Source organism: Bradyrhizobium genomosp. I (2014) (genome assembly GCF_000261685.1).
Lineage (GTDB): Bacteria > Pseudomonadota > Alphaproteobacteria > Rhizobiales > Xanthobacteraceae > Bradyrhizobium.
Genome location: NZ_AJQE01000027.1, coordinates 16,586 through 34,237, shown reverse-complemented (window position 1 = coordinate 34,237; position 17,652 = coordinate 16,586). Strand labels below are relative to the sequence as shown.

Annotated in this window: 20 protein-coding genes; 12 read left to right on the top strand and 8 right to left on the bottom strand. The window is 64.3% G+C overall.

Translation table 11 applies throughout. From position 1 onward, the window contains the following. Nucleotides 1-301, bottom strand: a 301-nt coding sequence (locus tag IC50_RS02510) for a uroporphyrinogen decarboxylase family protein (RefSeq protein ID WP_277996234.1), incomplete at its 3' end; no start/stop codon positions are given. A 109-nt stretch (nucleotides 302-410) separates the two neighbouring features. On the opposite strand from IC50_RS02510, the gene IC50_RS02505 reads away from it, so the two are divergent. Together IC50_RS02505 and IC50_RS02500 are read left to right on the top strand one after the other, a co-directional pair. Next, a complete protein-coding gene (locus tag IC50_RS02505) occupies nucleotides 411-626 on the top strand; it encodes a hypothetical protein (RefSeq protein WP_035700023.1) in 216 nt (71 codons plus the stop codon). A 174-nt stretch (nucleotides 627-800) separates the two neighbouring features. After that, complete coding sequence (locus tag IC50_RS02500) at nucleotides 801-2,702, top strand: diguanylate cyclase (protein ID WP_035700014.1); 1,902 nt, start codon at nucleotides 801-803, stop codon at nucleotides 2,700-2,702. Between the two features lie 6 nt (nucleotides 2,703-2,708). Here IC50_RS02500 and IC50_RS02495 read toward each other — a convergent pair whose 3' ends face one another. Then, a complete protein-coding gene (locus IC50_RS02495; protein WP_035700013.1) occupies nucleotides 2,709-2,927 on the bottom strand; it encodes a SlyX family protein in 219 nt (72 codons plus the stop codon). Further along, nucleotides 2,917-3,684, bottom strand: a complete 768-nt coding sequence (gene trhO, locus IC50_RS02490) for an oxygen-dependent tRNA uridine(34) hydroxylase TrhO (RefSeq protein ID WP_035700011.1) — start codon at nucleotides 3,682-3,684, stop codon at nucleotides 2,917-2,919. Before trhO ends, IC50_RS02495 begins: the two co-directional genes overlap by 11 nt. A gap of 197 nt (nucleotides 3,685-3,881) precedes the next feature. On the opposite strand from trhO, the gene ggt reads away from it, so the two are divergent. Beyond that, complete coding sequence (gene ggt / locus IC50_RS02485; RefSeq protein WP_035700009.1) at nucleotides 3,882-5,468, top strand: gamma-glutamyltransferase; 1,587 nt, start codon at nucleotides 3,882-3,884, stop codon at nucleotides 5,466-5,468. 217 nt (nucleotides 5,469-5,685) lie between these two features. Beyond that, nucleotides 5,686-6,150 carry an FKBP-type peptidyl-prolyl cis-trans isomerase gene (locus IC50_RS02480; RefSeq protein WP_035700008.1) on the top strand — a complete coding sequence of 155 codons (465 nt, stop codon included), beginning with the start codon at nucleotides 5,686-5,688 and terminating at the stop codon, nucleotides 6,148-6,150. A 167-nt stretch (nucleotides 6,151-6,317) separates the two neighbouring features. On the opposite strand, the gene IC50_RS02475 is transcribed toward IC50_RS02480, so the two are convergent. Further along, nucleotides 6,318-6,536 carry a CsbD family protein gene (locus IC50_RS02475; RefSeq protein ID WP_035700007.1) on the bottom strand — a complete coding sequence of 73 codons (219 nt, stop codon included), beginning with the start codon at nucleotides 6,534-6,536 and terminating at the stop codon, nucleotides 6,318-6,320. 127 nt (nucleotides 6,537-6,663) lie between these two features. Here IC50_RS02475 and IC50_RS02470 point away from each other — a divergent pair, with 127 nt between their 5' ends. From IC50_RS02470 to IC50_RS02460, 3 genes are all read left to right on the top strand, one after another. Then, nucleotides 6,664-7,173 carry a cupin domain-containing protein gene (locus IC50_RS02470; RefSeq protein ID WP_024341406.1) on the top strand — a complete coding sequence of 170 codons (510 nt, stop codon included), beginning with the start codon at nucleotides 6,664-6,666 and terminating at the stop codon, nucleotides 7,171-7,173. A 129-nt stretch (nucleotides 7,174-7,302) separates the two neighbouring features. Next, a complete protein-coding gene (locus IC50_RS02465) occupies nucleotides 7,303-7,731 on the top strand; it encodes a VOC family protein (protein ID WP_035700006.1) in 429 nt (142 codons plus the stop codon). Nucleotides 7,732-7,766: 35 nt separating this feature from the next. Further along, entirely contained in the window at nucleotides 7,767-8,255 is a 489-nt protein-coding gene (locus IC50_RS02460) for a VOC family protein (protein WP_035700005.1), read from the top strand. Nucleotides 8,256-8,377: 122 nt separating this feature from the next. Here the strand turns inward: IC50_RS02460 and IC50_RS02455 are convergent, their stop codons facing one another. Continuing rightward, nucleotides 8,378-9,499, bottom strand: coding sequence for a hypothetical protein (locus IC50_RS02455; RefSeq protein ID WP_035700004.1), 1,122 nt, complete (start codon nucleotides 9,497-9,499; stop codon nucleotides 8,378-8,380). A gap of 2 nt (nucleotides 9,500-9,501) precedes the next feature. Then, the gene (locus tag IC50_RS02450; protein WP_035700002.1) at nucleotides 9,502-10,203 is read right to left on the bottom strand and encodes a FecR family protein; all 702 of its coding nucleotides are present in this window, start codon (nucleotides 10,201-10,203) and stop codon (nucleotides 9,502-9,504) included. 164 nt (nucleotides 10,204-10,367) lie between these two features. On the opposite strand from IC50_RS02450, the gene IC50_RS02445 reads away from it, so the two are divergent. Beyond that, nucleotides 10,368-11,684: a phospholipid carrier-dependent glycosyltransferase gene (locus IC50_RS02445; protein WP_050990855.1), complete on the top strand. Its 1,317-nt coding sequence runs from the start codon at nucleotides 10,368-10,370 to the stop codon at nucleotides 11,682-11,684. A gap of 55 nt (nucleotides 11,685-11,739) precedes the next feature. On the opposite strand, the gene IC50_RS02440 is transcribed toward IC50_RS02445, so the two are convergent. Beyond that, nucleotides 11,740-12,381, bottom strand: a complete 642-nt coding sequence (locus tag IC50_RS02440; protein ID WP_035700000.1) for an OmpA family protein — start codon at nucleotides 12,379-12,381, stop codon at nucleotides 11,740-11,742. Between the two features lie 277 nt (nucleotides 12,382-12,658). Between IC50_RS02440 and IC50_RS02435 the strand changes: the two genes are divergently transcribed. Then, nucleotides 12,659-12,913, top strand: coding sequence for a hypothetical protein (locus IC50_RS02435; protein WP_035699998.1), 255 nt, complete (start codon nucleotides 12,659-12,661; stop codon nucleotides 12,911-12,913). A 107-nt stretch (nucleotides 12,914-13,020) separates the two neighbouring features. Then, complete coding sequence (locus tag IC50_RS02430) at nucleotides 13,021-14,187, top strand: winged helix-turn-helix domain-containing protein (RefSeq protein WP_035699996.1); 1,167 nt, start codon at nucleotides 13,021-13,023, stop codon at nucleotides 14,185-14,187. A 105-nt stretch (nucleotides 14,188-14,292) separates the two neighbouring features. Here IC50_RS02430 and IC50_RS02425 read toward each other — a convergent pair whose 3' ends face one another. Next, the gene (locus tag IC50_RS02425; protein WP_035699995.1) at nucleotides 14,293-14,721 is read right to left on the bottom strand and encodes a DUF2809 domain-containing protein; all 429 of its coding nucleotides are present in this window, start codon (nucleotides 14,719-14,721) and stop codon (nucleotides 14,293-14,295) included. A 79-nt stretch (nucleotides 14,722-14,800) separates the two neighbouring features. On the opposite strand from IC50_RS02425, the gene IC50_RS02420 reads away from it, so the two are divergent. Then, a complete protein-coding gene (locus tag IC50_RS02420; protein ID WP_035699993.1) occupies nucleotides 14,801-16,141 on the top strand; it encodes an MFS transporter in 1,341 nt (446 codons plus the stop codon). 244 nt (nucleotides 16,142-16,385) lie between these two features. Continuing rightward, nucleotides 16,386-17,492: an efflux RND transporter periplasmic adaptor subunit gene (locus IC50_RS02415; RefSeq protein WP_035699991.1), complete on the top strand. Its 1,107-nt coding sequence runs from the start codon at nucleotides 16,386-16,388 to the stop codon at nucleotides 17,490-17,492. The last annotated feature ends 160 nt before the right edge of the window (nucleotides 17,493-17,652 follow it).

The following is a 17,652-nucleotide window of genomic DNA, read 5'->3' as shown; positions in this document are numbered from 1 at the left end:
GCTCGAGCCGCGGGCCCTCGCCGACCTCGAACCGCACCGAACGTCCGAGCGCATGGGGGATCACCAGAATGTCCGAGAAGATGATCGCCGCGTCGAAGCCGAACCTGCGGATCGGTTGCAGCGTCACCTCGGCGGCAAGCTCCGGGTCGAAGCAGAGATCGAGAAAGCCGCCGGCCTTGGCGCGCACCTCGCGATATTCCGGAAGGTAGCGCCCGGCCTGGCGCATCATCCACAGAGGCGGGATGGTCTGCCGCTGGCCGGAGAGGACGTCGATGAAAGGCTTTTTTTCAGACTGGGGCACGAATGGTCCTGAAGAAGGTTATGGCACCTGATACACCGCCGCGGCCCTCAGCGGAACAGGGGAACCTGCGCAATCGGGCCGCGTTGATCAGCCAATGGAGGAGGAGTTCATGGCTGAGACATTCAATCCCGCCCCGCACGACAAGCACGCCGAAGACCTGCGCGAGGCGCTCGCCGCCGACCGCAACGCCAGGCTCGACGCCGGGCTGAAGGATACGTTCCCGGCTTCCGATCCCGTGAGCGCCGCGCAGCCGACACCCTCGAAGGCCGATGCGGATGCCGAGCATCCCTCGCTCTGGGACAAGGTTAAGGCCATCTTCAGCTAGCGGCGTCGGGCGCGCCGGATTCCGACAGGCTTGCTAATGTCTTGTTAGCGATGCGCCGATCGTTGCGTCCGTAGGACTACTGGAAACGGGGAGATCGCCACGTATCCCGGTAGGGATTTCAGGATTCAATAACAGAAGCGGCAGAGTTTCCGAACGATCGGAGGACCCTGCCGCATGAGCGCTACCCAACGAACTGGATGGAGCCGCCTCCCGCTACGCGCGGCGGCCTTCGTCGCGCTGACCTGCGCGACCATCCTCGGCGTCAGCGGATGGCGCGAGTGGGCGGCACGTGAGGCGGTGCTCAAGGGCGCCGAGACGGAGATGGCGAACGTCGCCCGTTCGCAGATTCAGCATGCCGAGGACAGCCTCGATCTCCTGGATTCCGGCGTCGTTGGCGTGGTCAGCCGGTTGGAGATGGACGGTGCCGGGTCCGCCACGATCGCCAAGCTGCGCACGCTGCTGGATGTGCGCGAGAAGGCGATCCCGCGGATCCACAGCCTTGCCATCATCGATGATCAGGGCAACTGGCTGACCTCGTCCGGCACGGTCAGCTCGACCTTCAGCGACGACGCGTTCTTCCGTCATCACCAGCTGTCTCCGAAACGAGAGCCCCATGTCGGCCGTCCCGTGAAGAGCCTCCTGGATGGCGAATGGGTCGTCACGCTGTCACGCCGCTTCAACAAGCCGGACGGCAGCTTCGGCGGCGTGGTGCTTGCGACCATCAGCTCAAAATATCTTTCGCATTTCTACGAGCAATTCGAGATCGGCCGCAACAGCTCGGTAACGCTTACGCATGGCGACGGCCTGATCGTCGCGCGTGCCCCGAACGACGAAGAGTTCGTCGGACACAATGTTGCCGACAAGCCGCTGTTCCGCGAGCCGAGCCTGCAACGGCCGAGCGGCACCTATCATTTCAAGTCGCCGCTGGACGGTGCCGAACGCGTCAGCGTCTTCAATCGCAGCAGCCGTTTTCCGCTTCTCCTGCTCGTCACCGTCGACAAGGACGAGTTGCTCGCGCCCTGGCGCGCTGCGGCAATCTCTCGCATGCTCTACGCGGTTGCGCTGGTCATGCTGATCGCGATCATCGGCGCGGTGCTGGTGCGGCAGTTGCAGCGCGGACAGCGCATGGCGGCCGCCCTGGTCGAGAAGGAAGCGCATTTCCGCCTGCTCGCCGAAGGCTCCAGCGACATGGTGACGCGCATCGGGCTCGACGAGCGGCTGCGCTATGTCTCGCCCTCGTCGGTCCGTATCGTCGGCTGGCGCCCCAATCAGCTGATCGGCACGCCGGCTCTTGCGGGTATCAATCCGGAGGATCTGCCGGAGGTCCAGGCGATCGTCGACGCCATGAAGCGTGGCGAGAAGGAGGAGGCGCGTCTCATCTACCGCAACTCGCACCGGCAGAACGGCGAAATCTGGCTCGAATCGACCATGCAGGTGACGCGCAAGGACAATGGCCGCGTCGACGGCGTGGTCGCGATCTCCCGCGACATCACCGAGCACAAGAAGCTGGAAACCAGGCTGGAGACGCTTGCGATCGAGGACAGCCTCACCGGCCTTGCCAATCGCCGTGGCTTCGACGAGCGGCTGAAGGAGGAATGGGCTCGTGCCTATCGCGATCGCTCCAGCCTCGCCTTGCTGATGATCGACGTGGACCACTTCAAGGCCTACAACGACGAATACGGCCATCCCGCGGGCGATGCCTGCCTGCGCTTGATCGCTGGGATCATCGCGGCCGAAGCGCAGCGCGCCGGCGATCTGGCGGCGCGCTACGGCGGGGAGGAATTCGCCATACTGCTGCCGAATATCGACGCCGCCGGTTGCGCCCTGATCGGCGAGCGGATCCGCAGCGCCATTCACGCGGCCGGACTGGTTCATTCCACCAATCTGGCGGCTGGATGCGTCACCGCCTCGGTCGGCGGCGCGACCTGCCGGCCAGCGCTGGAACGCACGGCGGGGGTGGCCTCGCTGGTCGAAGCTGCCGACCGTGCGCTCTACGCCGCCAAGGACGCAGGCCGCGACCGCCTGATGATGTCCGGCGAGGTCGTGAACCTGCTGCCCAAGGCGTCCGGCCAGTGAGACGGCTCAATAATGCGGCGGAGGCTCGTTGGCGGGTCCAGGCGCATTGGCTTCCGCCTCCCGCAGCCGCTCGCCGAGTTCTGCGATCTTCCGCGTCAGCAGATCGATCTGCTTCCACTGCGCCGTAATGGTCTGGTTCAGCGTCTCGATCGTGTCGTCCTGATAGGCAAGGCGCGTCTCCAGCGTGTCGATGCGCTCGCCCAGACTCTTGATCTCATTCGTCACGCGTTACGTCCTTGTTCCGTTCGCGCAGACCGTGGCCGAGCGCGACGCGTTCGTCGAACACGAAGCAGTCGCCGCGCCAGCGGCTCTCGGCCTCCGGTATCTCCTCGAGATATTTGAGGATGCCGCCCTTGAGGTGATAGACCTCGGCAAAGCCGCGCGCGAGCAGATGCGCGCTCGCCTTCTCGCAGCGGATGCCGCCGGTGCAGAACATCGCGATCCTGCGGTGCCTTGCCGGATCGAGGCGGGCTGCGGCGAAATCCTTGAACTGGCCAAAGCTCTTGATGCCGGGGTCGATCGCGCCCTCGAACGTCCCCATGGCGACTTCGAAGGCGTTGCGGGTGTCGAGCAGCAGCATGTCGGGCGTCGCAATCAGCGCATTCCACTCGGCGGCATCGACGTAGGTGCCGACCCGGCGGGTCGGATCGGCTGTCTCGTCACCGAGCGTGACGATCTCGTTCTTGAGCCGCACCTTGAGCCGCCCGAACGGCATCGCTTCCGCAGTCGAGAACTTCAATTCGAGATTGTCGAGCCTGCCGCCGAACATGTCGCCGTGCGCCATCTCGTAAGCGAGGGCGTCGATCGCCTCCGGCGCGCCGGCGACCGTGCCGTTGATGCCTTCCTGCGCCAGCAACACGCTGCCCTTCAGCCCAAGGCCGGCGCAGAACGCGCGCAACGGCTCGCGCAGCTCGCGGTAGTCCGGGAGGGCGATGAATTGATAGAAGGCCGCGACCTTGGTAGCCGAATTCGGATCAGACATGGCGGCTCGTTTAGCAGGCGGCAGCCATCCGGAAAACCCGCATGGCGGCCGGCGCCGAAAGGTCCATACGCCCAGCGGATGGCAGCCATTTTCCTGGTATGCCAGCATTGCCCCGCTGGGCGGGAATGTGTCATGTAGACCCGGTTTTCGAGATAGGCGCGCCACCCGCGTCGACGGCCAAGAGAGCAAGACATTCGATGAGAAACTTCCATTTCCCCGGCAGGTCCACGGTCCACGCCACCAACGCGATGGTTGCGACCTCGCACCCGCAGGCCTCGCTCGCGGCGATCGAGGTGCTGCGCGAGGGGGGCACCGCGGTGGATGCGGCCGTTGCCGGCTCTGCCCTGCTCGGCGTGATCGAGCCGCAATCGACCGGTATCGGCGGCGACTGTTTCGCGCTGATCCAGCCGCGCGGCGAGGGCAAGATCGTCGCCTATAACGGCTCCGGCCGCGCGCCGAAGGCGGCGAACGCCGACTGGTATCTCGAGCGCAAGATCAACTCCGTGCCGCTGACCTCCGCGCATGCGGTGTCGATCCCCGGCGTGATCGACGCCTTCGCCACCGTGCTGCGCGATCACGGCAAGCTCGGTTTCGACCGGCTGCTCCAGCCCGCGATCAAGGCGGCGGAGGAGGGCTATGTCGTCGCGCCGCGCATCGCCTTCGACTGGAAGAACCAGTTCGAGAAGCTGAAGGGTGGCACCAACACCGTGCGCTATCTGTTGCCGGGCGGCAAACCGCCGGTGGCCGGTGACGTCATTCGCCAGGCCGAGCTCGGCAAGACGCTGCGCGCGATCGCCAAGGATGGCCGCGACGCCTTCTACAAGGGCCCGATCGCGGAGGACATGGTCGAGACCCTGCGTTCGATCGGCGGCCTGCACACGCTCGACGATTTCGCCGCGCACACGACGGAAGTGACCACGCCCATCGGCACCATGTACAAGGGCTATGACTTCTGGCAGTGCCCGCCGAACGGCCCCGGCGTCACCGCGCTCTTGATGCTCAACATCCTGTCGCGCTTCGATCTGACCAAGTACGCGCCCGTCAGCGTCGAGCGTTTCCATCTCGAGGCGGAGGCCGCGCGCATCGCCTACATGAACCGGGAGATGCATGTCGCATCTCCCGAGCACATGAAGATCAACGTCGCCGAGATGCTCGAGAAGGGCTTTGCCGACGAGTACATCAGCAAGATCCGAATGGACGGCATGCTCGACCTGCCGAATGTCGCGCCGCCGATGAACCCTTCGACCATCTACATCACGGTGGTGGACAAGGACCGCAACGTCTGCTCGTTCATCAACTCGGTCGCGCATTCCTTCGGTTCGGCCATCGTCTCCAACAAGAGCGGCGTGCTGTTCCAGAACCGCGCCGGCGGCTTCCGGATCCAGCCCGGCCATCCCAACTGCATCGAAGGCGGCAAGCGCCCGCTGCACACGATCATGCCGGGCCTGCTGACCAAGGGTGGTCGTTCCACGATGTCGTTCGCCGTGATGGGCGGTCAGTATCAGCCGACCGGCCAGACCCATGTCTTGACCAACATCCTCGACTACGGCTGCGACGTGCAGGAGGCGATCGACATGCCGCGCGGCCTGCACTACGAGGGCCAGTATCAACTCGAGGACAGCGTGCCGGCCGCGATCGTCGAAGGCTTGAAGAAGCTTGGCCACAAGACCGCCAGCGTGGTCGGCCCGCTCGGCGGCGCTCAGGCGATCTGGATCGACTGGGACAAGGGCACGCTCACCGGCGGCTCCGATCCGCGCAAGGATGGCTGCGCGCTCGGCTATTGAATTCGTGCGCGGGTCCGCGCGCGAGATCAGGAAGAGTTGACGAAGGGCGGCGCGGCTTTTGCCGTGCCGCCCTTTCTGGTCCTTCAGCGCGATCTATCACGCCACCGGCCAGCGCATCCGTAAGCTGCCGGTACGGCTCGAAAATATCGAGGTCTGAGGGGTGGAAACGGCGACGGCGTTGAGTTAGACACCTCCCGCCTCAAACGGAAGGTGCCCTATGCAGCGTTTTCAGCGCATGCTCCTCGCCCTGATGTCGGCACTCGCGCTCACCGTGATCGCCAGTGTGTCGCATTTCGTTTCCACCACGGCCTCGGCCCAGACCGCAGGAAAGACCATGACCACAGCTTCAGGCTTGCAGATCATCGACACCACCGTCGGCACCGGTGCTTCGCCGCAGCCCGGTCAGATCTGCGTGATGCACTATACGGGCTGGCTCTACGAGAACGGCCAGAAGGGCAAGAAATTCGACTCCTCTGTCGACCGCAAGGAGCCGTTCGAATTTCCGATCGGCAAGGGCCGCGTCATCGCCGGCTGGGACGAGGGCGTTGCCTCGATGAAGGTCGGCGGCAAGCGCACGCTGATCATTCCGCCGCAGCTCGGCTACGGCGCCCGCGGTGCCGGCGGCGTGATCCCGCCGAACGCGACGCTGATGTTCGACGTCGAATTGCTCGCGGTGAAGTGACGGCGTAGCTCGACGTCGTCATGCCCGGGCGTGTCCCGGGCATCCACGTTCTTCGATCCACGTGCAAAGACGTGGATGGCCGGGACAAGCCCGGCCATGACGGAGAGAGCAAGGCAAACAAAAAGACCGGCCGTTCGGCCGGTCTTTTCGTTTCAGCTCCAAGCGCGCTACTCCGCCGCGCGCCTTGCCGCGGCAGCGGCGCGATCCATCGCATCCTTTGCAGCGTCCTTGGCGTCGCCCACGGCCTGCTGGCCCTTGCCCTTGACTTCCTGGACTGCGCCTTCGCCCTTCATGCTATCGGAACCAGTGGCTTCTCCGATGCCCTGCTTGGCCTTGCCCATCGCTTCGTTGGCGATACCTTTGATCTTGTCGGTCGTGCTACCCATGAAACGCTCCTTCCATTTCTCTCGTCGGGACAACGTCCGGCAGCTACCAGTGTTCCGATTTTGGTATGGCTAGCGCCTGCCGCTTTGGTTAGTTTGCCGCGCACGGAACCAACAGAAGGCAGCTCCCATGACCGGCCACGATCACTCGCATTCCCACCATGACCACGATCATGATCGCTGGAAACATGACGGCGTGCGCGTCATTCCTGGCAACCAGCTCGATACCAACGTGCCCTCAACGGCAGGCATGGACCGCGCGGCCGCGATCAATTTCGCGCGCGTCGGCGCGCAGAAATTGTGGGCGGGCACGGTCAGCATCAAGCCGGATGCCAAGACCGGCGCGCATCATCACGGCCATCTCGAAAGCGTCATCTATGTGGTCAAGGGAAAGGCGCGGATGCGTTGGGGCGAGAGCCTGCAATTCACCGCGGAGGCCGGCCCCGGCGACTTCATTTTCGTCCCGCCCTACGTGCCGCACCAGGAGATCAACGCCAGCCCGGACGAGGTGCTGGAATGCGTGCTGGTGCGCAGCGACGGCGAAGCGGTGGCGATCAATCTCGACATCGAGCCGGTCGAGAAGCCCGAGACCGTGCTGTGGATCGACCCGGTGCACCGGGACCCGAACGAGAAGAAGTAAGGCTGTTCGAGGGGGCGCGGGGTCGGTGCGGCGGCCTCCCGGATCTGGGCTCAAAAAATAGTTGGAAGTGGTGTCGGATGGCGGCCTGACCGCCCGTCCTTGGGCAGAACCCCGCCCAAGGAGCCTCCGATGCCCAAGATGATCTTCGTCAACCTGCCGGTGACCGACCTCAAGCGTGCGACCGCCTTCTATGAGGCCATTGGCGCGGTCAAGAACCCGCAATTCAGCGACGACACCGCGAGCTGCATGGTCTTTTCCGAGACCATTTTCGCCATGCTGCTGACCCACGACAAATTCCGCCAGTTCACGCCGAAGCCGATCGCGGATGCCAAGACCTCGAACCAGGTGCTGTTCTGCCTGTCCGCGGACAGCCGCAGCGACGTCGACGATATTGTCGGCAAGGCCGAGGCGGCGGGTGGGGTGGCCGATCCCGGCCCGAAGGACGAATACAGCTTCATGTACGGCCGCAGCTTCGAGGATCCCGACGGCCATATGTGGGGTGTGAACTGGATGGACCTCGCGGCAGCCCCTCTGCAGCCCGACATGTCGATCGCCTGATCCAAGCCCAGCAGATCTGAACAGGAGGCTTCACGATGCCCAAGCTCGTGCCCTGCATGTGGTTCGACGGCGATGCCGAGAACGCTGCAAGATTCTACGTCTCGCTCGTTCCAAATTCGGCGATCACGCACGTTCAGCGCAACGTTTCGGACGGCCCGTCCGGCAAGGAAGGCTCCGTGCTCGTCGTCGAATTCACGGTAGCCGGGCAGCCCCTGGTCGCGCTCAACGGCGGCATGAAGATGGAGTACACTCACGCGATCTCGTTGATGATCCATTGCGACGACCAGGCCCAGGTCGACAGCGTCTGGAACGCGTTCCTCGTCCATGGCGGCAAGGAGGAGCAGTGCGGCTGGCTCAGGGATCGCTGGGGCGTGGCCTGGCAGGTGGTGCCGAAAGTGATGTTCGAGTTCCTGTCGAGCCCGGACAAGGCCGCGGCCGCGCGCGCGATGCAGGCGATGATGAAGATGGTGAAGCTGGACGTCGACGCGTTGCGTCGTGTGTTCGAAGGCAAGTCGGCGGCGTAACGGCGACAGAGGTGCGGTAGGGTGGGCAAAGCGAAGCGTGCCCACCACCGCTTGCAATCGGCGACAGATGGTGGGCACGGCGAAAGTGCGCCTTTGCCCACCCTACGATACCTTGCGCGCCGCTAATAATTGATCCGCAGCCCCACACCGCCGTGGATGGTGTTGCCGACCGGCTGTGGGCCGAGCGTGCCGTTGGCGAACAGATCCACGATCCAGCCTTTCTGCACCCGGAAACCAAGCCGGCCGCCATATTCGAACCAGCCCTGGTTGCCCATGGTCGGCACCACCACGCCCTGGTCGGTCACGGTGGCGACGATGCCGCTGTGGCTCGCGAACGACTGCACCCAGCCGCCGTTGATATTGGCCTCGATGTTGCGGCCGTAGAGATGCGTCCACTGGCCGCCGATCTTGACCAGGCTCGTGCGATCGGTACCGGTCGCGATGCTGGCGGCGAATGGATTGAACGTCACCGCATTGTCGCTGTAGCCGGACACGCGCTGCCAGAGCTGCCAGATCTCGATAGAGGCCGCGACCTCGTCGCGCGGCGACACGCGGCTGATCCAGCCGGCGCGGCCGTAGACCGCGTAGTTCGAGGCGTTGGTCGAACTCGTCACGCTCACCGGTCCGAGGCTGGTGTCGTAGCTGCGCGTGTAGCGCGCCTTCTCCCACGGCGTCAGGATCGTGCCGACGTCGAAGAACGGGCGCGACGATCCCCAATCGGTGAAGTCATAGCGCAGCGCGAAAGCGCCGATCGGTGCGCTGGTGATCTTGTAGCCGCCCTCGTCGTAGTGCGTGTAGGCGATGCCGGCGAGCAGCGACAGATTGTTGGTCAGCTCCTTGCGGCCGTGAATGCCGGCCGAGAACGAGCCGGCCGAGCCGAATGCGCTGATGCAGTCGCCGCAATTGACCTGCTCGTTGACGCCGAGCAGCACCGTGCCGAGCACCCGGTTGGTGATCATCTGGTTGAACCGCTGGCCCGCGAGGCCGCCGATCGAATTGCCGCTGGAGTCGGCGCCGGTCGGCGTCGGACTTGGCAGCGGATACGGACTCGGCGATGGCGCGGGATTCGGGCTCGGCGATGGTGAGGGATAAGGGCTCGGCGATGGTGTAGGCGTCGGCTCGTAACATTCTTCGCAAGTCTCCTGGGCCGTTGCCGGACCAGGAGCAAATGCGGCCAGCACAAGCACAGCGGCAAGCGTCAGCAGACCGGTGATGGCAAGGAGCCGGACGTTGAATTTCGTCATCGTCAACGCCCGCACAGCACGCCGCCGTCCTGGACGGCGGGCTTGATGCTCGGCGAAAGGCCGGCGTATTGGTTGACCGCGCACAAACCGGCACTCGCGGCGCAATTGGCGGCGAAGGTCCAGGGCGGCGTGTTGGCCTTGGTGATGTTCACCTTGCCGCCGGTCGAGGTGATGATTGCGGTGTCGCCGGGCTGGGTGAGCTGCACGCACTGGGAGCTCCTCGTGCAGACGCTGGCCGCGCCGTCCTGAAGCACGACGACGGAGCGGCCGCGCTGCGAGAGGATGTCGAGCGTGGTGCCGCGCACGCCGATGGTCGCAAGCGGCGTCGTGATCTTGTAAGCCGTCTTCTCGGAATGTCCGGTGACGAAGCGGAAGGCGCCGGTGGTCATGCGGATCGCGACGTCGCGATAGCTGTGCTCGTCGTTGAAGACGGTGCGGTCGAGCTTCAGCGTGGCGTTCGGCCCGAGCGACAGATTGGTGCTGTCGGCCATCACGAAGCGCGCCGCGCTGTCGGTGCCGGTCCGCACGGTCTCGTCGCGCAGCATGCTGTCGCCGACATTGATCGGCGTCGTGGTCGCGGCAACGCGCACCACTTCGTTCTGGATCACGACGGCTTCGCCGATGCGCGTCTGCGCCTGCGCGCAAGAGCCTGCGCACAATGCGGCCGTCGACAGGATGGGAAAAAGCCAAAAACGCAAATTCATTTCGCAACCGATCGATGTGTCCCTGATCGTACCGGATCGCGCTCGCCTGCGATGTGGCGGAATTATCACAAGCGGCGCGGGACGTGCGTTATGCTTAGTGACACTTGCGGCAGAATGAGTTCAATGAGACCGCGATCTTTATTTTTGTCCGCGGTGACGCAGATTTGCCACGCAAAACATCTCAACAACAGCCGCTTGAATCGTTCGCAGTTTCAAAACTGTCGCGGAGCGCAGTGATTGCTGTCGCGATTTTCCTGGTTGCCCATCTGGCACTGCTGATCGGCCTCGCGACGCCGGAAAAATTCGTCTTCGACGAGGTGCATTACGTGCCGGCGGCGCGGCAGATGCTCGAGCCGGCGATGTCGCAGCCGATGCTGAATCCGATGCATCCGCCGCTGGCCAAGGAACTGATGGCGGCATCGATCGCAACCTTCGGCGACCACGCGCTTGGCTGGCGCTATCCCGCGACATTGTTCGGCGCGCTGGCGATCGTCGCGATCTATCTATGCGGCCTCGCGCTGTTCTCCGCGCAAGGGCCCGCGATCGCCGCGGCGCTGATCGCAGGCCTCAACCAGATGCTGTACGTGCAGGCGCGCATCGCGATGCTCGACATCTTTGCGCTCGGCTTCGGCCTGCTCGCGACCGCTGCCTTCATGCATGGGTTTCGACGAGAGCGGCCGCAGGCGCTGTTCGCGCTCGCGGGCAGCCTGTTCGGCTGTGCTGCGGCCTGCAAATGGAGCGGCTTGTTTCCGCTTGGCGTCTGCATCGTCATCGTTGCTGTGATCCGCCTGATGCAGGGCTGGCGTACGCTGTTCGCCGACGCGAGGCCGGACGACTGGTATCGGCCGGAGCTTTGGCCCGGCCTGAAGCTGCATCACGTCGCGCTCTGCTTCGCCGTCTTGCCGACGGTGGCCTATCTTGCCGCCTTCGTCCCGCTCTATGGCGTATCGCTGCCGGATTTGATCGAGGCGCAGCGGCGAATCTTCGCTGACAACACCACGACGGCAATCGCCGGCCACACCTATATGAGCGCATGGCCGTCCTGGCCGTTGCTCGCGCGCCCGGTGTGGTTCCTGTTCGACAAGACGGGAGAGGACAACGTTGCTGCGATCGTCTTCCTCGGCAATCCGCTGGTGCTGTGGCCGGCGCTGTTCGCCCTCGTCGTGGTGCTGCGCGATTTCATCATCGCGCGGCGGTGGGATGCTTTCCTGATCGCGGCATTCTATTTCGGTCCCTGGCTCGCCTGGGCGTTGCTGCCGCGTACGCTGGGTTTCATCTATTACTATCTGCCAGCCGCGACCGCGGCGTCGCTGGCTCTGGTCTATGTGCTGCGCCGGCAGGGGCTGTCGCGCTGGCTGCTGTGGGCCTATGTCGGCGTCGCCGCGGTCGGTTTTGCGGTGATGCTGCCGATCTCCGCGGCCTTCGTCGGCACGTCCATGCGAACCTTCGGCCGCCTGATGCTGTTCCAAAGCTGGATATGACATCGCCGCCTGCCGGGGCAGCGGCAAGCGGCGTGTCGTGCGCGACGACTGCGAGCTATTTCGCCGCGGTCTTGGTGTCCATGTTTACGACCTGGACGCGGCGATTGATCGGGTCGGCGCCGTTGGCGGCATCCTTCAGCTTGGTCTCGCCGTAGCCGACGGTGACGAGATCGGTGCCGTTGAGGCCGTAGTTCTGCACCAGGTACTTCTTGATGGTGTCGGCGCGCCGTTCGGAGAGCCCTTGATTGTACTCTTCGCCGCCGATTGCGTCGGTGTGGCCGGCGACCACGAAGGTCGAGCCCTTGAGCGCCGGATCGGACAGGGCCTTGCCGAGCGCCTGCACCGATGCCACCGACGTCTTGGCGATGTCGGCCGAGTTGTAATCGAACTGGATCTCCAGATCGATCTTCGGCTTGGTCGCCGCAAGCTCGGCGATCTGCTCGCGCTCGCCCATCGAGAGCGACCGGGTCGAGCGGTTGCGCACCGTGTTCAGGAAGGTCGCTTCCTTGTCCTGCGCGGTCGTGTCGATCTGCGGACCGACGGACAGGCCGCGGGTTGCCGGCTTGGGCTTCAATGCTTCCAGGATTTTGTCGGTGGAGACCTTGTTGTCGCCGGCCAGAGCCAGGCCCGCCGTCATCGACAGGGCTACGGAGAGAGTGATCGCCTTCAGTCCAAAAGACTTATCAAAACGGGTCATTGTCGTATCCTCGCTGTTACGCCTGATGGCGATTTGATGCTGCGAGCCTAGGGCAGGTTCAAAGGCGCTGATGTGATCTTCGTCACATTCGAGACCGCGGAGCCGAGGTCACTCTGGTCTGGTTCGGGTCGAAGGCGCCGAAAGACGGTCGTTGATCTCCCTGTCATCGCGGTGCAGCAAGAAAATTGTCTTCTCCGCGAAACGTCTGCGCGAGAGAATGCGGGATTGCGGAGGCCGGCATGACGCCGGTTTCGTTTTTGCTTGAGGAGACTTTTCGATGAAGATCTTGCTCGCGGCCGCAGCCTTTGTCGCGCTCACGATTTCACTGTCCCCCGCATCCGCCGCGATGATGGCGTGCACCAAGGACAACATGATGAAGACCGCAGCCATGATGGGCGGCACCCCCGACACCCCGGCCAAGATGGCGGCGAACAAGGAAATGGCCATGGCCAACACCGACATGAGCAATGGCAAGATGAAGAGTGCCTGCATGCACTACATGAAGTCGCAGAAGGCGATGACGGCAAAGTAGGATTCGGTCGCATCCTCCGGCCGCGCTGTCAGCAGATGGCAGCGCGGCTTTTTCATGACTGGTCTCTTCTTTCTCCCGGCGCGAATCCGGCTACATTGCATTCCGCAATGCCCCGCGCACCGAAACCCCTTCCGCTCTCGACGACACAGGCCCGGCAGATCTGGCTGCATGCCCAGCGGCTCGACGTGCGGGCGCCGTTCGGGGAGGGCGCGCAGGCCGTCGCCGACGCGACTGCTCATCTCGGCTATGTGCAGATCGACACGATCAATGTGATCGAGCGCTGCCATCACCATATCCTGTTCAGCAGGATTCCGTCCTACCGCCGCGCCGATCTGCGTCAGGCCCAGAGCGCCGACAAGAGCGTGTTCGAATACTGGACCCATGCGCTGTCCTACGTGCCGAGCCGCGACTTCCGGTTCTTCCTGCCGGCGATGCGAGAGCATCGGCGCGAGGGACACAAATGGTTCGCTTCGGTGAAGCCGGCCGACACGCGCAAGGTGATGCGACTGCTGCGTGCCGGCCCGCTGACGATCCGCGACATCGAGGATGACGTGCTGGTCGAGAAGGAGCACCTCTGGCAGAGCCGCAAGCCGTCGAAGCGAGCGCTGCAACTCGCCTTCTATACCGGCGCTGTCACCATCAGCGAGCGGCAGGGCATGCTCAAGACCTATGAGCTGATGAACCGTCATTTCGGCTGGGACAAGCTGCCGAAGCCGGCATCGGCAAAGGAGATCACGGCCTATCTGCTCGACCGCGCGCTGCGCTCGCAGGGCGTGGTCAGTCTCGATTCGATCTGCCATCTCGACGCGCCGAGCAAGAGGCCGGTCGCACGCCTGATCGCCTCGCGCGTCCGCCACGGCGAGCTCGTGCCTGTTACGATCGAGGGCGCCGGCAAGCAGGAGCATTGGGTCTCGCCCGCAGCGCTGGAGGCAGGCGGCGAGGGGCCGTCGCCCGATCTCGTCCACATTCTTTCGCCGTTCGATCCCCTCATCATCCAGCGCAAGCGCACCAGTCTCATCTTCGGCTACAACCACCTGTTCGAAGCCTATGTGCCGAAAGCCAAGCGCAAGCTCGGCTACTTCGCGCTGCCCGTGCTGGTCGGCGACGAGGTCGTCGCCGCGCTCGACCTCAAGACCGACCGGCAAGCGAAGGCGCTGTTGATGCAGAAATGGACCTGGGTCGGGCAAGGCAAGAAGACGCCGGGACGCAAGGAGCTCAAGCGGAAGATCGAGGACGAACTCGATCGTTTCGAACGGTTTCAATTGGCGGAATGAAGTCTTCGCAGGGTGGATCAGCGAAGCGCAATCCACCGCTTCAGCATCGCGAAGACAAACAGGGGTGGGTTGCGCCGAGCGGTCGGCGCTCTGCGCAGCCGCGCGCTACCCCACCCTCCGCAGTTGAACGAGCCGATCGATCCAAGCGCCGAAGGCAACCCCGACCGCGTAAGCGGCCAAATTCCACAGCGAAAAGATTCTCCCGAGCAGCAGCGCGCCGGCCGCGGTCAGCCGGAACGCATCGAGCCATGGCGTGTGCACCAGCCGGGAGAATTCCACGACGCCCGCAATCACCACCGCGATGGCCGCAATCTGCGTCCGCGTCAGCCGTGGCTGCGCAACCCCGACCAGCAAGAACACCATCGTCGCCCACAGGAGCGAGCCGCCATATTTCACCACGAAGGCCGAGAGCCCGAGCGGAAGGCCGTACCAGCGCAGCGACAAACCGCTGATGATCACCATCGCGGCGAGGGCGGCGCGGATCAGCGATATCCTGAGCGGCGCAACAGGTCTATCCGGCTGCGCGCCACGCATTGCTCGCTCCATTGACTCTTCGCCCGCGATGCTCAAAACCGCCACTCAGCCCTAGAAAAGCAACAACCCGGGGGAAGCCATGAGCCAGACCACCTATGCCGGTCCCGCCGGCGGTGCCAAGAGCACCAGCAAGAGCGACATCGAAACGTCGACCATTCGCGCCATCTCCTGGCGTCTGATTCCGTTCCTGGTGCTGGCCTACTTCTTCTCCTATCTCGACCGAGTCAATCTCGGCTTCGCCGCGCTGACCATGAATGCGGAGCTGAAGTTCACCCCGCTGATCTTCTCCTGGGGCGCCGGCATCTTCTTCATCGGTTATTTCATCTTCGAGGTGCCGAGCAATCTTGCGCTGGAGAAGTTCGGCGCCAGCCGCTGGATCGCGCGCATCATGGTGACCTGGGGCATCATTTCCGCGCTGATGGCAATGGTCAGCGGCGTGACGAGCTTCTATGTCCTGCGCTTCCTGCTCGGCGTCGCCGAGGCCGGCTTCTTCCCCGGCATCATCCTCTATCTCACCTACTGGTATCCGGCCGAATATCGCGCCCGTTTTCTTGCGGCCTTCGCCATCGCGGTGCCGGTCTCGACCGTGATCGGCGCGCCGATCTCGGGCCTCTTGCTCGGCCTCGACGGCATGATGGGGCTGAAGGGCTGGCAGTGGCTGTTCATCATCGAGGGCATCCCGTCCGTGCTGCTCGGCATCGTCACCTGGTTCTATCTCGCCGACAGGCCGGAGAAGGCTGACTGGCTCTCGGTCGAGCAGAAGGCATGGCTCAAGGCGAGGCTCGATTCGGAGATCGCGGCCAAGCAGGCGGTGAAGCATCTGTCGCTCGGCGAAGCGCTTTCTTCACCCAAGGTGATCGCGCTCAGCCTGGTCTATTTCGGCTTCGTGGGTGCGCTCTATGGCATGCAGTTCTGGTTGCCGCAGATCGTCAAGGCGTTCGGCCTCACCAATGCCCAGACCGGCTTCGTCACTGCGATCCCGTATCTGTTCGGCACCATCGCCATGATCCTGTGGGCGCGGCACTCCGATGCGACGCGCGAGCGGGTGTTCCATGTCGGGGCACCGATGATCCTGATCGCGGTCGCGCTCGCGATCTCCAGCTATCTCACCGACCCCACCATGACCATGGTGGCGCTGACCTTCGCTGCGATCGGCGTGTTCTGCGTCTTCGGCGTGTTCTGGACCTTGCCGACCTCGTGGCTATCAGGCACCGCGGCGGCCGGCGCGATCGCGCTGATCAACTCGATCGGCAATCTCGCCGGTTTCGGCGGGCCCTATCTGATCGGCTGGGTCAAGGAAGCCACCGGCCAGACCTCGACCGGCCTGCTCGTGCTCGCCGTGCTGCCCCTGATCGCCGGCATTCTGGTGTTCGTCGGCGGCCACGAGAGCAAGCACGAGTTCGCCGAACAGGGGCGGTAGGCGCAGCTTCGTTACTCTCGTAGGCTGGGCAAAGGCGCTCTTCGCGCCGTGCCCACCATCTCCCCCGACAGAATGGTCTGGTGGGCACGCTGCGCTTTGCTCACCCTTGATGGCACCTTCGCGGCGGTGGTTCCCAATCCTTACCACCCCTTAACGATCACGCTTTCCTGATGACTGACGATTATTGACTTTTATCAGTGATTAGTCGACATTCCTCTCATTCGAGATGCAGGAGTGTCCTTCGATGTTCGTCCGGTCGGTTTTGTCCAGCTATTCCAGGCTCTTGGCGGGTGTGTCGCTGGCCCTGATGGCCGCCGCCCTGGCCGGGTGCAATGACACCGTCGCTGAAAAGGCCGAGCCGCCGCGGCCGGTTCTGGTGGCGACCGCGCACTATGATGCCGAGACCCCCGAGCGCAGCTTCGTCGGCACCATCCGGCCCCGGATCGAGAGTGACCTCGGCTTCCGCGTCGCCGGCAAGGTCGCCAAGCGTCTCGTCGAAGTCGGTCAGACCGTCGAGGCGGGCCAGCCGCTCGCCACCCTTGACGAGGTCGATTTGAAGCTCCAGGCCGAACAGGCGGAGGCCGAGCAGACCGCGGCGACCGGCGTGCTGGCCCAGGCCGCCGCCGCCGAGCAGCGCGCCAAGGACCTCAAGGCCAAAGGCTGGACCACCGACGCGCAGATGGATTCGAGCCGCGCCGCCGCCGACGAGGCACGCGCCCGGCTGGATCGGGCTCAGCGCTCGGTCGAACTGACCCGGAATTCCCTTTCCTACGCGACGCTCGTTGCCGACGCCCGCGGCGTCGTCACCGCAACGCTGATCGAGCCCGGCCAGGTGGTTGCCGCGGGCCAGGCCTCGATCCGCGTCGCCCGCTTTGCCGAGAAGGAAGCGGTCGTCGCGATCCCTGAGACGCTGGTCGGACGCGCCAAGTCGGGCGTCGCCAGCGTCACTCTTTGGTCCGAGCCGGACAAGAAGTATGCGGCCAGGCTGCGCGAGATCGCGCCGACGGCCGATCCCGCCACGCGCACCTATCTGGCAAAGTTCTCGCTGCCCGAGGCCGACAACAAGGTCGCGCTCGGCATGACCGCGACGCTGACGCTGTCGGATGCCGCGACCGAGCGCGTCGCGCGGCTGCCGCTGTCGGCGCTGTTCAACGAAGGCGGCAAGCCGTCCTTCTACGTCGTTGACGACAACGGCGCGCTCACCTTGAGGCCGGTGGCGGTGAAATCCTACGAGAGCAACGACGTCGTCATCACCGGCGGCGTGGAAGAGGGAGCCAAGATCGTCGCCCTCGGTGTGCAGAAGCTCGATCCGGGCCAGCGGGTGCGGATCGTATCGTCACTGAGTTTCTAGTTGTTGTCATTCCGGGATGGTCCGAAGGACCAGACCACAGGGGCGCAATTGCGCACCGGGGAATCTCGAGATTCCGGGTTCGCCCTGCGGGCGCCCCCGAATGACAAGAGAAGTCGAGTTACGTCGTGTGAGGTGAGTTTCGGCCTTTGTCCCTAAGCAA

Excerpts from the sequence above, each read along its gene's own strand:
- IC50_RS02505 (WP_035700023.1), top strand. The coding sequence starts at position 411 with ATGGCTGAGACATTCAATCCCGCCCCGCACGACAAGCACGCCGAAGAC.
- IC50_RS02500 (WP_035700014.1), top strand. The coding sequence starts at position 801 with ATGAGCGCTACCCAACGAACTGGATGGAGCCGCCTCCCGCTACGCGCG.
- trhO (WP_035700011.1), bottom strand. The coding sequence starts at position 3,684 with ATGTCTGATCCGAATTCGGCTACCAAGGTCGCGGCCTTCTATCAATTC.
- ggt (WP_035700009.1), top strand. The coding sequence starts at position 3,882 with ATGAGAAACTTCCATTTCCCCGGCAGGTCCACGGTCCACGCCACCAAC.
- IC50_RS02480 (WP_035700008.1), top strand. The coding sequence starts at position 5,686 with ATGCAGCGTTTTCAGCGCATGCTCCTCGCCCTGATGTCGGCACTCGCG.
- IC50_RS02475 (WP_035700007.1), bottom strand. The coding sequence starts at position 6,536 with ATGGGTAGCACGACCGACAAGATCAAAGGTATCGCCAACGAAGCGATG.
- IC50_RS02470 (WP_024341406.1), top strand. The coding sequence starts at position 6,664 with ATGACCGGCCACGATCACTCGCATTCCCACCATGACCACGATCATGAT.
- IC50_RS02465 (WP_035700006.1), top strand. The coding sequence starts at position 7,303 with ATGCCCAAGATGATCTTCGTCAACCTGCCGGTGACCGACCTCAAGCGT.
- IC50_RS02460 (WP_035700005.1), top strand. The coding sequence starts at position 7,767 with ATGCCCAAGCTCGTGCCCTGCATGTGGTTCGACGGCGATGCCGAGAAC.
- IC50_RS02455 (WP_035700004.1), bottom strand. The coding sequence starts at position 9,499 with ATGACGAAATTCAACGTCCGGCTCCTTGCCATCACCGGTCTGCTGACG.
- IC50_RS02450 (WP_035700002.1), bottom strand. The coding sequence starts at position 10,203 with ATGAATTTGCGTTTTTGGCTTTTTCCCATCCTGTCGACGGCCGCATTG.
- IC50_RS02440 (WP_035700000.1), bottom strand. The coding sequence starts at position 12,381 with ATGACCCGTTTTGATAAGTCTTTTGGACTGAAGGCGATCACTCTCTCC.
- IC50_RS02435 (WP_035699998.1), top strand. The coding sequence starts at position 12,659 with ATGAAGATCTTGCTCGCGGCCGCAGCCTTTGTCGCGCTCACGATTTCA.
- IC50_RS02430 (WP_035699996.1), top strand. The coding sequence starts at position 13,021 with ATGCCCCGCGCACCGAAACCCCTTCCGCTCTCGACGACACAGGCCCGG.
- IC50_RS02425 (WP_035699995.1), bottom strand. The coding sequence starts at position 14,721 with ATGCGTGGCGCGCAGCCGGATAGACCTGTTGCGCCGCTCAGGATATCG.
- IC50_RS02420 (WP_035699993.1), top strand. The coding sequence starts at position 14,801 with ATGAGCCAGACCACCTATGCCGGTCCCGCCGGCGGTGCCAAGAGCACC.
- IC50_RS02415 (WP_035699991.1), top strand. The coding sequence starts at position 16,386 with ATGTTCGTCCGGTCGGTTTTGTCCAGCTATTCCAGGCTCTTGGCGGGT.